Raw genomic sequence first — 14,383 nt, forward strand, 5'->3', positions numbered from 1 at the left:
ACGGCCGCCCTCGATGAGGGCGGCCGTTTCGTCGTGTGCGTCGTGCGGATCAGCTCTGCGGGCCGTTCTCCGGAACGGCGATCCGACCGGTGCGGATGATCCTGTCCAGAAGCTGGTCGAAGTCGGCGGCGAGTTCCTGCGCGGAATCGCCGGGCCAGATGTGCAGCGGCTTCGCGGCACCCTGGGCCTGCTGCAGCGAGGTGCGCTCGGGCAGCTGAGGGGAGAGCACGAGAGGTCCGAACATGTCACGCAGCTCCTTGATGCGGAACTGGTGCTCGATGGACTGCGGGCGCACGCGGTTCACGACGATGCCGAGGGGCTGGAGCCGGGGCGAGAGCCCCCGACGGATCTCCTCGATGGCGCGGAGGGCACGGTCGGCGGCGGCGACGGAGAACAGTCCGGGTTCCGTGACCACCATGACGCGGTCGCTGGCGGCCCAGGCGGTCCGGGTGAGCGCGTTCAGGGAGGGAGCGCAGTCGACGAGGACGAGGTCGTAGTCGGCCTCGACCGAGGCGAGCGCCTCCTCGAGCTTCCACACGTCACGCACGCTCGGGTGCGGCCCGTCGAAGTTGATCGCGGAGGGGCTCCCGATCAGCACGTCGATGGTGCCGGGGTGGACCTTCGCCCATCCGCTTGACGTGATCGCCTGCCGGACCACCTTCTCCTTCGGGTTCGCCAGGACGTCGGCGATGTTGAGCCGACCTGCCACCTGGATGTCCATCCCGGTGGAGACATCGGACTGAGGGTCGAGGTCGACGACGAGAGTCCGGACGCCCCGAGCGAAAGCCGCGGAGGCCAGCCCGAGTGTCACGGTCGTCTTGCCGACGCCCCCCTTGAGAGAGCTGACGCTGAGTACGTGCACGGACACCACGTTACCTTCCCCTAGGCTGGGGGAACACTCAGCCCCGCCCCATGTGCATCGAAAACGCTGTGCATCGAGCTCCCAGAGGTGTGCATGTTCCAGAAGATCCTTGTGGCGAACCGCGGCGAGATCGCGATCCGCGCCTTCCGTGCGGCTGTCGAGGTGGGGGCGCGCACCGTCGCGGTCTTCCCCCATGAAGACCGGGGTTCAGTGCATCGTCTCAAGGCCGACGAGGCCTACGAGATAGGCGAGCGCGGGCACCCGGTGCGGGCGTACCTCGATGTCGACGAGATCATCCGCGTTGCGCTGGAATCGGGAGCGGATGCCATCTATCCGGGATACGGCTTCCTGTCGGAGAATCCCGAGCTCGCGGAGAAGGCTGCGGCGAACGGCATCGTCTTCATCGGTCCTCCCTCGAACGTGCTGGAGATGGCGGGCAACAAGGTCGAGGCCAAGCGGCACGCGATCGACGCGGGAGTCCCGGTCCTGCGGTCCACGGAGGCCTCCGACGACGTCGACGCACTCGTCGCCCAGGCAGAGGACATCGGGTTCCCGCTCTTCGCGAAGGCGGTCGCGGGTGGCGGTGGCCGGGGGATGCGCCGCGTCGAGACGTCCGGTGACCTCGCTCCGGCGTTGGCCGAAGCCATGCGCGAGGCCGCCAGCGCGTTCGGTGATGCGCGGATGTTCCTGGAGCAGGCCGTCGTCCGCCCCCGGCACATCGAGGTGCAGATCCTCGCCGACAAGACCGGCGAGACCGTGCACCTGTTCGAGCGCGACTGCTCCGTGCAGCGTCGTCACCAGAAGGTCGTGGAGATCGCTCCGGCGCCGAACCTCGACGACGACATCCGCACGGCACTGCACGGATACGCCGTCGCGTTCGCCCGCTCCATCGGGTACGAGAACGCGGGCACGGTCGAGTTCCTCCTCGAGACAGCGGGGGAGCGGGCAGGCGAAGTCGTCTTCATCGAGATGAACCCCCGCATCCAGGTCGAGCACACCGTGACCGAGGAGGTCACCGACGTCGACCTCGTGCAGAGCCAGATGCGGATCGCCTCGGGGCAGACGCTGGCCGAGCTCGGTCTGCAGCAGGAGAATCTGCACCTGCGCGGCGCCGCGCTGCAGTGCCGGATCACGACCGAGGACCCGACGCAGGGCTTCCGTCCCGACACGGGGAAGATCACCACGTACCGCTCTCCCGGTGGGGCCGGGATCCGTCTCGACGGTGGCACCGTGCACCAGGGCGCACAGATCAGCCCGCATTTCGATTCGATGTTGGCGAAGCTCACCTGTCGCGGGCGGGACTTCCCGGCCGCGGTCGCTCGGGCGCGCCGGGCACTCGCCGAGTTCCGCATCCGCGGCGTCGCGACCAACATCCCCTTCCTGCAGGCTCTCCTCGAGGATGACGCCTTCATCGCCGGAGACGTGAGCACCTCCTTCATCGACGAGCGCCCCGGACTGCTTCGCGGTCGTGTCTCGAAGGACCGCGGGACGAAGCTCCTGAACTGGCTGGTCGACGTCACGGTCAACAAGCCGAACGGTGCCCACCCCGGTGTGATCGATCCCGCATCCAAGCTGCCGGCGATCGATCTGAGCGCGGAACCGGCTCCCGGCTCACGCCAGCGCCTCCTCGAGCTCGGGCCCGAGGGATTCGCCCGCAGCCTCCGGGAACAGACGGCGCTCGCGATCACCGACACGACTTTCCGCGACGCGCATCAGTCCCTCCTGGCGACGCGGGTGCGCACGAAGGATCTCGTGGCCGCGGCGCCCTACCTCGCCCGGTCGACCCCCGGACTCCTGTCCGTCGAGGCCTGGGGCGGGGCGACCTACGACGTCGCCCTCCGCTTCCTCGGTGAGGACCCGTGGGAGCGCCTCGACAAGCTGCGCGCCGCACTGCCGAATGTCGCGATCCAGATGCTCCTGCGCGGACGCAACACGGTCGGCTACACGCCCTACCCGACGGCGGTCACCGAGGCGTTCGTCGCCGAGGCTGCGGCCAGCGGTGTCGACATCTTCCGCATCTTCGACGCGCTCAACGACGTGGAACAGATGCGGCCGGCGATCGAGGCCGTGCGCAAGACCGGAACGGCGGTCGCCGAGGTGGCGCTCTGCTACACCGGCGACCTGCTCGATCCGGCCGAAGACCTCTACACCCTCGACTACTACCTGCACCTCGCAGACCAGATCGTCGACGCGGGGGCGCACATCCTCGCGATCAAGGACATGGCGGGGCTGCTGCGCCCGGCCGCCGCGGCGAAGCTCGTCGCAGCGCTGCGGGAGCGGTTCGACCTGCCGGTGCATCTGCACACGCATGACACCCCCGGTGGGCAGCTGGCGACCCTGCTCGCCGCGAGCGCCGTCGGGGTGGATGCGGTGGATGCCGCGTCCGCGCCCCTCTCCGGCACCACGAGCCAGCCGTCGCTGTCGTCCCTCGTCGCCGCCCTCGCCCACACCGACCGGGACAGCGGCATCCCGCTCGACGGCGTCTCCGATCTCGAGCCCTACTGGGAGGCGGTGCGGCGGCAGTACGCGCCGTTCGAATCCGGGCTTCCGGGACCCACGGGACGTGTCTACCACCACGAGATTCCCGGTGGCCAGCTGTCGAACCTGCGTCAGCAGGCCAAGGCGCTGGGGCTCGCCGACGATTTCGAGCTCATCGAGGACATGTACGCCGCGGCCGACCGCATGCTCGGTCGCGTTCCCAAGGTCACTCCGTCCTCCAAAGTCGTCGGTGACCTGGCCCTGCACCTGGCCGCGGTGAAGGCGGATCCGGCCGACTTCGAGGCCAACCCCGAGAAGTACGACGTGCCGGACTCGGTCGTCGGTTTCATGGCGGGCGAACTCGGCGATCTTCCGGGCGGATGGCCCGAGCCGTTCCGCAGCAAGGTGCTCGCCGGACGCACGGTGCGCGTCGGCCTCACCGAGATCAGTGCAGACGATGAGGCCGCACTCGCCGGGACCAGTGCCGAACGCCGCGCACGGCTGAACACCCTGCTGTTCCCCGGTCCGAGCGCTGAGTTCGCGGAGCGGCGGGAACTGTTCGGAGACCTCTCCGTGCTCGACACGGCCGACTACCTGTACGGGCTCGTGGCCGGGCAGGAGCACCTGATCGAGATCGATCGCGGCGTCCAGCTCTACGTGGGTCTCGAAGCCATCGGCGATGCGGACGACAAGGGGATGCGCACCGTGATGACGACCCTCAACGGACAGCTCCGGCCCGTCTTCGTGAGGGATCGGTCGATCGTCGTGGACGTGCACGAGGTCGAGAAGGCGGACACCTCCGTGCCCGGCCAGGTCGCGGCGCCCTTCTCCGGGGTGGTCACGCTGAAGGCCGAGGTGGGTGCAGCCGTCCGCGCCGGCGAACCCGTCGCATCCATCGAGGCGATGAAGATGGAGGCGGCCATCACGGCCCCCGTGGACGGCGTCATCGAACGTCACGCGATCGCTGAGACGCAGCAGGTGGATGCCGGAGATCTTTTGGTCGTGATCCGTCCGGCGCACTAATCTTGTGCGGGCGAGGCCAGCGCACGATGTGCGTACCCGGGGCCCGCACAGGCTGGGAGCGACATCGTGACACCGAAGAACACCACGGACCCCGAGGATAACCCGCTGGGGGTGCTCGACGAAGCCGCGTCACTCGACACAGCAGGCATCGGCATCCTCGGGGCGACCGCGCAGGTCAGTGTGACGCTGCCGAAGGACGAGGACGATGACCTTGCCGACGACGGGGTCGTGGACGGCGAGGTCGTCGGCGAGCTCGTGATCGATCCGCCTCGCGTCGAGGAGCAGGCGACCGACGCCCGTCCGGTCGAGACCCCCGCCGTCGCGGCGCCTCGAATCGTGCGGCCGTCTTCGGAGAAGGTCATCGATGCCGTCGTGGTCGACGAGCCCGAGACCCCCGAGACGCCTGCGGTCGTCGAAGTCACCGACGACGCGCGGCACCAGGCCGAAGAGGCAGCCGCCGCGGCACGATTCCTCGCACGAGCGAGCGCGGAAGCGCCGCCGTCTCCGTCGACATCTGCTCCCGTACGAACATCCGTCGAGAAGGAGAACAGATCCGTGTCCGCTCCGGAGGAGAAGAAGACCGTCATCTCGCAGTCCCCCCGCACGGCACCGCGCACCGACGTGACGCTGACGTCCAAGCGTCTGGACGACCTGGGAGAGTCCTCGCGCGAGTCCGCGGATCTCCTCACCGCCGACAGACTGCTCGATCCGCATCGGGTGGCCAAGCCGGAGCCGGAGGGAGCGTGGAGCCACTTCCTGTACACGATCTCTGGCCGACGCATCAACATCGGCGACGGCAGACGCGCGCGGGAACGCAAGGCGCTCTCGGCGAGGATCGCGGCTCCGCTCGCGGGCGGTGCACGCTTCGTCCCGGTGCTCTCCCGCAAGGGAGGTGTCGGCAAGACGACGATCACCGCGCTGCTGGGGATGGCACTCGCCGACGCCCGCGAGGACCGGGTGATCGCCGTCGATGCCAACCCCGATCGGGGAACCCTCGCGGAGCGCATCGTGCGGCCGCATCACAGCAAGTCGGTGCGCGATCTGGTCCGGATCCACGATGACGTCAAGGGCTACCACGACATCTCCGCCATCGTCGCGCGCGACGCGACACGTCTCGATGTCCTCGCCTCCGATTCCGATCCGCGCGTCGCCGAGGCGTTCAGTGACAGCGACTACCGCGACGTGGCCGGCGTGGCCGCTCACTACTACTCGCTGGTCCTGACCGACACCGGCACCGGGATCGTCCACTCCGTGATGTCGGCGACGCTCGACCTCGCGGACCAGATCGTCATCGTCTCGGGATTGAGCGTCGATGAGGCCCGTCTGGCATCCGAGACGCTCACCTGGCTCGAGACGAACGGCTTCGCGGAGCAGGCGCGTGAGGCGATCGTCGTCCTCAACCAGTCCACGCCCGGGACCCCGTTGGTGCGGCTGAACGAGCTGGAATCCCACTTCGCCACCCGTGCGCGGAGCGTCGTCCGCGTCCCCTACGACCCGCAGATCGCGGGAGGGGGGACGATCGTGTTCGCGACCCTGTCGCCGGAGACCCGCATCGCCGCGCGTGAGCTGGCGGCGCTCCTGGTCGAGGGCCTGCGGGCCAGGGCCGCCTGATGTCGGTCCGAGAGATCCGCATCTTCGGCGACCCCGTCCTGCGCACGGTGTGTGCCCCGATCGAGGAGATCGACGAGGGGGTGCGCGCACTCGTGGCCGACCTGGTCGACACGGTGGAGCTGCCGGGTCGCGCCGGCGTCGCCGCACCGCAGATCGGCGTCGCGCTGCGTGCGTTCAGCTACAACATCGACGGCGACATCGGCTACGTGCTCAATCCCGTCCTCACCGAAGTGCGGGGGGAGCCGGAGCCGACGGGCGAGGGCTGCCTCTCGGTACCCGGACTGTGGCACGACGCACTGCGGTATCCGTGGGCGCGCGTGGAGGGCATCGATCTCGACGGCAATGCCGTCGTGCTCGAGGGGGAGGGACTCCTCGCGCAGGCTCTGCAGCACGAGACCGACCATCTCGACGGCAAGCTCTTCCTGACCAGGCTCGATGCCGAGACGCGCAAGGCCGCCATGCGCGAAGTGCGGGAGAGCGCCTGGTTCTGACGGCCTGAACTCCGACCGCACGAAGAAGGGCCCCGCGCGAGCGGGGCCCTTCTTGCTGTCCGGGGTGTCAGCCGCCGATGGCGACGTTGGTGGTGGCGACCGGCTCGTCGTAGATCGCGGCGATCTCGTCGGCGAAGTCGTTCATGATGACGTTGCGCTTGATCGAGAGCTTCGGTGTGAGGTGGCCGGAGGCCTCCGTCCACTCGGAGTCGAGGATCGTGAACTTCCGGATCGACTCCGCGCGCGACACCCGGTCGTTCGCGGCGTCGACCGCCCGCTGCACCTCGGCGCGGACGGCGGCGTTCGTGGACGCATCCGCCAGCGACATCTTGGCATCGAGGCCATTGTTCGCGAGCCAGGTCGGAAGCATCTCCGGGTCGAGCGTGATCAGAGCGGAGATGAACGGACGCTGGTCACCGACCACGACGACCTGCCCGATGATCGGGTTCGCACGGATCGGATCCTCGAGCGCGGCGGGAGCGACGTTCTTCCCTCCGGCGGTGACGATGATCTCCTTCTTGCGCCCGGTGATCGTGAGAAAGCCTTCGGAGTCGAAGCTGCCGATGTCGCCGGTGTGGAACCAGCCGCCGTCACTGAAGGCCTCGGCCGTCGCCTCGGGGTTGTTCCAGTACTCCTTGAAGACGTTGATGCCGCGGACCTCGATCTCGCCGTCCTCGGCGAGGCGCAGTCCGACACCCGGGAGAGCAGGTCCGACCGTGCCGATCTTCGACTTGTCGGCCAGGTTGACCGTCGCCGGGGCAGTCGTCTCGGTGAGGCCGTAGCCCTCGAGGATGACGACGCCCAGGCTGTGGAAGAAGTGGCCGAGGCGCGAGCCCAGGGGAGCGGAGCCCGAGACGGCATACACGACGTTGCCGCCCATCGCCTCGCGGAGCTTGCTGTAGACGAGCTTGTTGAACAGCGCGAACTTGAGCTTCATGCCGAACGGGATCTTCTTGCCCTGCTCGAGCAGCTTCGAATGCTCGATGGCGACGTCGGCGGCCGAGCGGAAGATCTTGCCCTTGCCGCCCGCCTCCGCCTTCTGCTCCGCGGAGTTGTAGACCTTCTCGAAGACGCGCGGGACCGCGAGGAGGAAGGTCGGCTTGAAGGAACCGAGCGCCGGCAGCAGCTGACGGGTGTCGGGCTGGTGTCCGGTGCGGACGCCGGCGTGGACGTCGAGGATGGAGATGAAGCGGGCGAACACGTGTGCGGTCGTGATGAACAGCAACGTGGACGCGCCGGGCGTCTGCACGACCTCGTCCAGGGCCTTGGCCGAGTTCCGGGAGAGCTCGACGAAGTTGCTGTGCGTGAGCACGCACCCCTTCGGGCGGCCGGTCGAACCGGAGGTGTAGATGAGCGTCGCGATGTCGGATCCGACGGCGAGGCTGCGGCGGCGCTCGATCTCTCCGTCCGTCACCGACGCACCCTGCGCGGTGAGGGTGTCGATCGCTCCGAGGTGCAGCTGCCAGACCTCCCGGATCAGCGGCAGGTCGCCGCGGACCTCATCGAAGCGGGCGAAGTGCTCGGGGGACTCCACGATCAGCGCGATCGCACCCGAGTCTTCGAGGATCCACTGGATCTGCGAGGGCGAGCTCGTCTCGTAGATCGGCACCATCACGGCGCCGGCGTAGAAGAGGGCGAAGTCGATGAGCGTCCACTCGTACGTGGTGCGCGCCAGGAAGCCGACCTTCTCACCGGGCTGGATCCCGGCGGCGGCGAAGCCCTTCGCCAGGGCGACGACCGCCGTCTGGAAGTCGGCGGCGGAGATGTCGCGCCAGCCGTCGCCCTCCGGCACGGAGAAGAGGGCGCGATCCGGAGTGGCTTCGACGCGCTTGACCAGGAGGTCGGCGACGTTCGCATCGGGGTCGGCGGGGACGATCGCAGGGACTTCAAACTGGACCACGGCAGCTCCTTCGGTACCGGTCGGGCAGGGCGTGGCTTCGAGTCTAGGGCATGGAACCGAGTTGCGTCCGGGGTGAAACTGGGTCGCTCGCGCGGAAGCGCCGCGGAGAAGACCCGGGTGGATGCGACCCTCGGCGCTAGACTTCCACTCGATGTTTTATTGGCTGATGAAGTACGTGGTGATCGGCCCCGTGGTCAAGGCGGTCTTCCGACCGTGGATCGTGGGGCGGAAGAACGTGCCCGCAAGCGGTGCGGCGATCCTCGCCAGCAACCATCTGTCCTTCGCCGATTCCATCTTCCTTCCGCTCATGATCGACCGGTCGATGTCGTTCCTGGCCAAGAGCGACTACTTCACGGGCCGGGGTCTGAAGGGGTGGTCCACGAAGTTCTTCATGAAAGCCACCGGACAGATCCCGATCGACCGTTCCGGCGGCAAGGCTTCGGAGGCGTCCCTGAACACGGGCCTCCAGGTCCTCGGCGGAGGCGACCTCCTGGGCATCTACCCGGAGGGGACACGGAGTCCCGACGGCACGCTGTATCGCGGCCGCACGGGGATCGCCCGCATGGCTCTCGAAGCCAAGGTCCCGGTGATCCCCGTGATCATGGTCGACACCGATACGGCGATGCCGATCGGACGGCGGTTGCCGCGCATCGTCCGGGTCGGGATCGTCATCGGGGAACCTCTCGACTTCTCCCGCTACGCCGGGATGGAAAACGACCGCTACATCCTCCGCTCCGTCACCGACGAGATCATGGTGGCCCTGCAGCGCCTCGGTGAGCAGAAGTACGAAGACGTCTACGCGTCGACGGTCAAGGACCGGCTCCCCACCCGCGTCACATAGCCTCCCGCGCGCATCTGCGTGGTCCCCGCGACCACTAGGCTGGAAGGCATGCTCCCGCACCACATCGAAGCACTTGATGCATGGCGTTCGCTTCCCATCAAGCAGCAGCCGCAGTGGCCCGACGCGGACCGCGTCGCCGACGTCTCGCGCCAGATTGCAACCCTCCCGCCGCTGGTCTTCGCGGGTGAGGTCGACAACCTCCGCGACCGGCTCGCCCGCGCGGCTTCGGGACAGGCGTTCCTGCTCCAGGGCGGCGACTGCGCCGAGACCTTCGCCGGCGCGACGGCCGAGCAGATCCGCAACCGCATCAAGACGGTGCTGCAGATGGCCGTGGTGCTCACCTATGGCGCATCGATGCCAGTCGTCAAGATGGGCCGCATGGCCGGTCAGTTCGCGAAGCCGCGCTCGAGCGACTCCGAGACGCGCGGCGACGTCACGTTGCCGGCGTACCGCGGCGACATCGTCAACGGCTACGACTTCACCGAGGGCTCTCGTACGGCCGACCCGGGTCGGTTGCTCCAGGGCTACCACACCGCCGCGTCGACGCTGAACCTGATCCGCGCGTTCACCCAGGGTGGATTCGCCGACCTCCGCGAAGTGCACTCGTGGAACAAGGGCTTCGCGCAGAACCCCGCCAATCAGCGCTACGAGCGCATGGCGGCCGAGATCGATCGCGCGATCAAGTTCATGGAGGCGGCCGGCGCCGACTTCGACGAGCTGAAGCGCGTCGAGTTCTTCACCGGTCACGAAGGCCTGCTGATGGACTACGAACGACCGATGACGCGTATCGACTCGCGCACGGACACTCCGTACAACACGTCGGCTCACTTCCTCTGGATCGGCGAGCGCACCCGCGAGCTCGATGGCGCGCACGTCGACTACTTCTCCAAGATCCGCAACCCCATCGGCGTGAAGCTCGGACCGACGACGTCGCCCGAGACGGCGCTCCAGCTGATCGACAAGCTCGACCCGGACCGCGAGCCCGGCCGACTCACGTTCATCACGCGGATGGGCTCGGGCAAGATCCGTGACGCCCTGCCGCCCCTGCTGGAGGCGGTCCGCGATTCCGGTGCGCAGCCGCTGTGGGTCACCGACCCGATGCACGGCAACGGCATCACCACCCCGACGGGCTACAAGACGCGTCGCTTCGACGACGTGGTCGACGAGGTGCGCGGCTTCTTCGAGGCGCACCGCGCAGTCGGGACGTTCCCGGGTGGCATCCACGTCGAGCTCACCGGCGACGACGTCACGGAATGCCTGGGTGGATCCGAGCAGATCGACGAGGCGGCTCTCGCGACGCGTTACGAGAGCCTGTGCGACCCGCGTCTGAACCACATGCAGTCCCTGGAGCTCGCGTTCCTGGTGGCTGAGGAGCTCGAGAAGCGCTGATCAGCTCCTCGCGTCACGAAGAGAGCCGCCCTCCCCGAACCTCGGGAGGGCGGCTCTCTCGTGTGGGCTGTGGGATCAGCCGGTGAGCTGGATGGAGAGGTTCACGGTGCCCCCTCGCGGCAGTGACTTGTCCGCTCCCGGGTCCTGGCCGGTCACCGTGGCCATCTCCGCGAACCCCGGCAGGTCGCCCCAGGCCGCGTAGCTGGCCGTGAAGCCGTTGTCGGCGAGGATCTGTTTCGCTTCGTTCAGGGTCCTGTTGGTGACATCGGGGACCGGGAAGAGTTCGGGTCCCTTCGAGACGATCAGCTGCACCGTGTCTCCGGGGCGCCAATTGCCCTCGGAAGCCCGGTCCGCCACGCCGATGACGATGTCCTTGGCGACATCGTTGCTGAAGGCGTACTGGGACTCCTCGTTGACGACCAGGTCCTTTCCGGTCAAGGTCGAGGTCGCCTCGTCGACCGACATGCCGGACACGTCGGGGAAAGCACCCGCTGAGACGTACAGTTCCACGGAGTCGTCTTCGAAGACGGTGCATCCGTCACCGCAGGCATAGGCGTCACCGCCTGCGCGCGGGGTGACGTAGGCGTTGATCACGATGCCCGCGTCGGCATTCGAGAAGAGGATGAGGGTCTCGTCGTCGACGTTGACGTTGACCCCGGCGAGATAGTCGCGCGCGTCCTGTTCCGTTCGTCCGTTGAGCTTTTCGAGGTCGTGCGAGGCGGGGCCTGCGGACACGATCACCGTGACGGCGTCACCCTTGTCGAGCCGAGTGCCTTCGCCGGGGTCGGTCTCGATCACGGTTCCGGCGTCGACGTCGACGGAGAACTCGTCTTTCTGTGTGGGGACGAAGCCGGCATCCACCAGCACGGCCGCGGCGTCGTCGTAGGTCTTGCCGGCGACGCCGGGCACGGCGATGAGCGACCCGGGGCCGGAGCCGAACCACCAGCCGACGCCACCCGCGAGCACGGCCAGCAGCAGCACGAGCGTGAGGAGGAAGGCGCCGCGCGCGCGCCGCTTCGACGCGCGCCGTCGAAGGAGCGTCGCGTTGTCGATCGGGGCGGCCACGGGGGCGGCAGGATCCGCGATGACCATCGTGCTCGGCATCACCTTGGTGAGGTCGCCGGAGTCGCCGGGGCTGTGCTGCGGAGCGGTCGCGCGGGCGGCCATCGGGGTGATGCCGAGTTCGCGTTCGATCTCACGCAGACGCTCGAGCATCTGCTGGGCGTCGTCCGGGCGCTCGTCCGGCGACTTCTCGGTCGCCCAGAGCACGAGTTCGTCGAGCTGCTCCGGCACCGCGGGGTTGCGGACGCTCGGACGCGGGACGGATTCCGTGGCGTGCTGGAAGGCGATCTGCATCGGCTGCTCGCCCTTGTACGGCTGCTCACCCACGAGCATCTCGTAGAGCATGATGCCGAGCGCGTAGATGTCGCTGCGCGCGTCGGCCGTGCCTCGGGTGACCAGTTCAGGCGCGAGGTACGCGATGGTCCCGAGCAGCTGCTGCCCGGTCGCCGTGTTCGCCGTCGTCGCTCTGGCGAGGCCGAAGTCGCCGATCTTGATGCGTCCGTCCTCCGCGAGGAGCACGTTCTCCGGCTTGACGTCACGGTGCACGATGCCGGCTCGGTGCGCGGCGGAGAGCCCGGCCAGGATCGCATCCATGATCGTGATGGTCTGCGGGATGGTGAGGCGCTTCTGCTCGCGCAGCAGCTCGCGCAGCGTGATCCCGGGGAGGTACTCCATCACGAGGTAGGCGAGCTCGCCGTCCTGCCCCTGGTCGAAGACGTTGACCACGTGCGGATCCGCCAGGCGGGCGGCCGCGCGGGCTTCTTGGATGAAGCGGCTCTGGAACGCGGAGTCATCGCTGAGGTGCGCATGCATCACCTTGAGGGCGATGCGCCGCTCCAGCCGAAGGTCGGTGGCGACGTACACCGTCGCCATCCCGCCACGGGCGATGCGAGCACGCACACGGTAGCGGCCGTCGACAAGCCGCCCGATGAGGGGGTCGGCCTGCTGATTGGTCGTCACGTCAGAATTCTATGGAGGACTGCCTGAAAGTCAGGGGAGCGGCTCACCTCTCGGCGGTGTCGGTTTTCCGGATGTCGTCACCCGTAGAGCGCGAGCCAGGCATAAGCTTGCGTCTCCCATTGGCCGTATCGGTCGGGATAGGCCGAGATCTGCACGGCCTGAGCGGCCGAGGTGAACGGCATGCTCTCCCAGCCGGGGATGTCGAGGAGCCCTCGCGTCGCCTGCCCGTTCGGATCGTGCTGACCACCGTAGAACACTCGCGTGCTGCGCTCCGCGTCCATGATCTGCGCGGGCGTTCCCCATCCGGTGCTCGGGCGTTGCTGGAAGATCCCGAGTGAATCGCGGTCGCCCCAATCGAGGTTGCGGAGTCCCGACTCGACCATGCCGGTCGCGAGTGCCAAAGCGATGGCGCGATCGCTCACACCGAGCTCGCGGCCGATGCGGATGATGAGGGCGGCGTTCGACGCCTGCTCGGCGGTGAGGCTCGCGTAGCGCTGCCCGCCGGTCGCGGCGGTGCTCGACGCCGCAGGGGCGGGGGCGGCCTGCACGGCGAGTCGCTGACCGGGGTAGATGATCGATGACGGGCCGAGTCCATTCAGGGTGAACAGCGCGTGGGTGGTGGTCCCGTACTTCTGCGCGATGCCGAACAGGGTGTCACCCGCGACGACGGTGTGGGCCGCCGCGGATGCAGGGGGAGTGGCGGGCGTGGCAGCCGGCGCGGCGGCCGCCTGCGGCGCAGCGGAGCCGGAGACGACGAGGCGCTGTCCCGGATAGATCACCGAAGCGCGTGTCAGCCCGTTCGCAGCGAGCACGGCATCCACGGTGGTGCTGTACTTCCGGGCGATCGCGTACACGGTGTCGCCGGCGACGACCTGATGCGATGTCGAGGTCGCCGTCGGAGCCGGCGCCGGCGCGACGGCTGGTGCGGCCGACGCCTGCAGGGTCAGGGTCTGGCCCGGGTAGATGACCGAACGCCACGAGAGCCCGTTCCAGGACAGCACGTCGACCGTGCGGAGCCCGAAGCGTGAGGCGATCGCCGAGACGGTGTCACCGGGCTGGACGACATAGCTCGACGGTGCGGACTGGGCGGGTACCGTGCGCACGGGGACGCTGCGCGGGCGCTCGATCGGCGAGAAGTCCGTCGTCGTCGTCGAGGCGGCGTCGGCGGGAGCGGTGGTGAGCGTGGCGGCCAGAGCCCCCAGGACGGCCGCAGGCAGTCCGAGCTGCAGGTTGCGCGTTCGACGCGTGGCGGTCTTGATTCCCAAGGCGAGCCCCCTTTTCGAGCACTTCACGCTGACACGGATGTAAACGGAAGTCAACAGAAGTGACGGAAGTGACGTATGGGGCTGATGGGTCGATATGCGGCATCCCGGCGGAGATGAGATAGTGGGCAACGTGTCTGAGAACGTTGCTGGAACCCCTGCCGCCGCTGCCGTCGAGTGGCTGACGATGCCCGACCTCGTCGAGGTGCTCGACGAGCCGCTCGGTCGCGTGCGCCGTCTGATCGACGAGCACTACCTGGTCGGGTCCCGTCGCACCGGCACCTTCGCCGTGCCGGCGGTGTTCATCGTCGACGGGCGTCCTCTGAGCTCCTTGCGGGGAACGATCATCGTGCTCCAGGATGCGGGCTTCACCGACGACGAGCTGATCGACTGGCTGCTCGCGGACGAGGAGAGCCTGGGGCGTTCGCCGATCGACGCACTGCTGGCGGGGCACAAGAGCGCCGTGCGTCGACTCGCACGCACTCTCGCTTGAGGGGTCCGTCG

At 68.3% G+C, this 14,383-nt stretch carries 10 protein-coding genes; 6 read left to right on the forward strand and 4 right to left on the reverse strand.

The annotated features are described in order from the left end of the window. Window positions 1-49: 49 nt before the first annotated feature. The gene (locus LVJ59_RS00310) at window positions 50-862 is read right to left on the reverse strand and encodes a ParA family protein (protein ID WP_047521976.1); all 813 of its coding nucleotides are present in this window, start codon (window positions 860-862) and stop codon (window positions 50-52) included. Window positions 863-955: 93 nt separating this feature from the next. Here LVJ59_RS00310 and LVJ59_RS00315 point away from each other — a divergent pair, with 93 nt between their 5' ends. The 3 genes from LVJ59_RS00315 to LVJ59_RS00325 all read left to right on the forward strand — a co-directional run bounded on the left by LVJ59_RS00315 (window position 956) and on the right by LVJ59_RS00325 (window position 6,465). Next, entirely contained in the window at window positions 956-4,363 is a 3,408-nt protein-coding gene (locus LVJ59_RS00315) for a pyruvate carboxylase (RefSeq protein WP_232761616.1), read from the forward strand. A 66-nt stretch (window positions 4,364-4,429) separates the two neighbouring features. Further along, window positions 4,430-5,974: a MinD/ParA family protein gene (locus LVJ59_RS00320; RefSeq protein WP_232761617.1), complete on the forward strand. Its 1,545-nt coding sequence runs from the start codon at window positions 4,430-4,432 to the stop codon at window positions 5,972-5,974. After that, window positions 5,974-6,465: a peptide deformylase gene (locus LVJ59_RS00325; protein WP_232761618.1), complete on the forward strand. Its 492-nt coding sequence runs from the start codon at window positions 5,974-5,976 to the stop codon at window positions 6,463-6,465. Before LVJ59_RS00320 ends, LVJ59_RS00325 begins: the two co-directional genes overlap by 1 nt. 67 nt (window positions 6,466-6,532) lie before the next feature. Here the strand turns inward: LVJ59_RS00325 and LVJ59_RS00330 are convergent, their stop codons facing one another. Beyond that, a complete protein-coding gene (locus LVJ59_RS00330) occupies window positions 6,533-8,365 on the reverse strand; it encodes a long-chain fatty acid--CoA ligase (RefSeq protein WP_047521985.1) in 1,833 nt (610 codons plus the stop codon). A 151-nt stretch (window positions 8,366-8,516) separates the two neighbouring features. On the opposite strand from LVJ59_RS00330, the gene LVJ59_RS00335 reads away from it, so the two are divergent. Beyond that, entirely contained in the window at window positions 8,517-9,206 is a 690-nt protein-coding gene (locus tag LVJ59_RS00335) for a 1-acyl-sn-glycerol-3-phosphate acyltransferase (protein ID WP_052193411.1), read from the forward strand. A gap of 48 nt (window positions 9,207-9,254) precedes the next feature. After that, window positions 9,255-10,595, forward strand: a complete 1,341-nt coding sequence (locus LVJ59_RS00340) for a class II 3-deoxy-7-phosphoheptulonate synthase (protein ID WP_131491295.1) — start codon at window positions 9,255-9,257, stop codon at window positions 10,593-10,595. A gap of 75 nt (window positions 10,596-10,670) precedes the next feature. Here LVJ59_RS00340 and pknB read toward each other — a convergent pair whose 3' ends face one another. Together pknB and LVJ59_RS00350 are read right to left on the reverse strand one after the other, a co-directional pair. Beyond that, window positions 10,671-12,617, reverse strand: a complete 1,947-nt coding sequence (gene pknB, locus LVJ59_RS00345) for a Stk1 family PASTA domain-containing Ser/Thr kinase (RefSeq protein ID WP_232761619.1) — start codon at window positions 12,615-12,617, stop codon at window positions 10,671-10,673. Between the two features lie 77 nt (window positions 12,618-12,694). Then, complete coding sequence (locus tag LVJ59_RS00350; RefSeq protein WP_232761620.1) at window positions 12,695-13,882, reverse strand: LysM peptidoglycan-binding domain-containing protein; 1,188 nt, start codon at window positions 13,880-13,882, stop codon at window positions 12,695-12,697. A gap of 121 nt (window positions 13,883-14,003) precedes the next feature. Between LVJ59_RS00350 and LVJ59_RS00355 the strand changes: the two genes are divergently transcribed. After that, window positions 14,004-14,372, forward strand: coding sequence for an Rv2175c family DNA-binding protein (locus LVJ59_RS00355; RefSeq protein ID WP_323131586.1), 369 nt, complete (start codon window positions 14,004-14,006; stop codon window positions 14,370-14,372). Window positions 14,373-14,383 lie beyond the last annotated feature (11 nt).

The sequence above is a fragment of the Microbacterium sp. KKR3/1 genome (assembly GCF_021272365.1).
Taxonomy (GTDB): Bacteria; Actinomycetota; Actinomycetes; order Actinomycetales; family Microbacteriaceae; genus Microbacterium; species Microbacterium aurugineum.

Bases quoted from the DNA above. Each gene is read 5' to 3' on its own strand.
- LVJ59_RS00315 (WP_232761616.1), top strand. From the start codon at position 956: ATGTTCCAGAAGATCCTTGTGGCGAACCGCGGCGAGATCGCGATCCGC.
- LVJ59_RS00325 (WP_232761618.1), top strand. From the start codon at position 5,974: ATGTCGGTCCGAGAGATCCGCATCTTCGGCGACCCCGTCCTGCGCACG.
- LVJ59_RS00335 (WP_052193411.1), top strand. From the start codon at position 8,517: ATGTTTTATTGGCTGATGAAGTACGTGGTGATCGGCCCCGTGGTCAAG.
- LVJ59_RS00340 (WP_131491295.1), top strand. From the start codon at position 9,255: ATGCTCCCGCACCACATCGAAGCACTTGATGCATGGCGTTCGCTTCCC.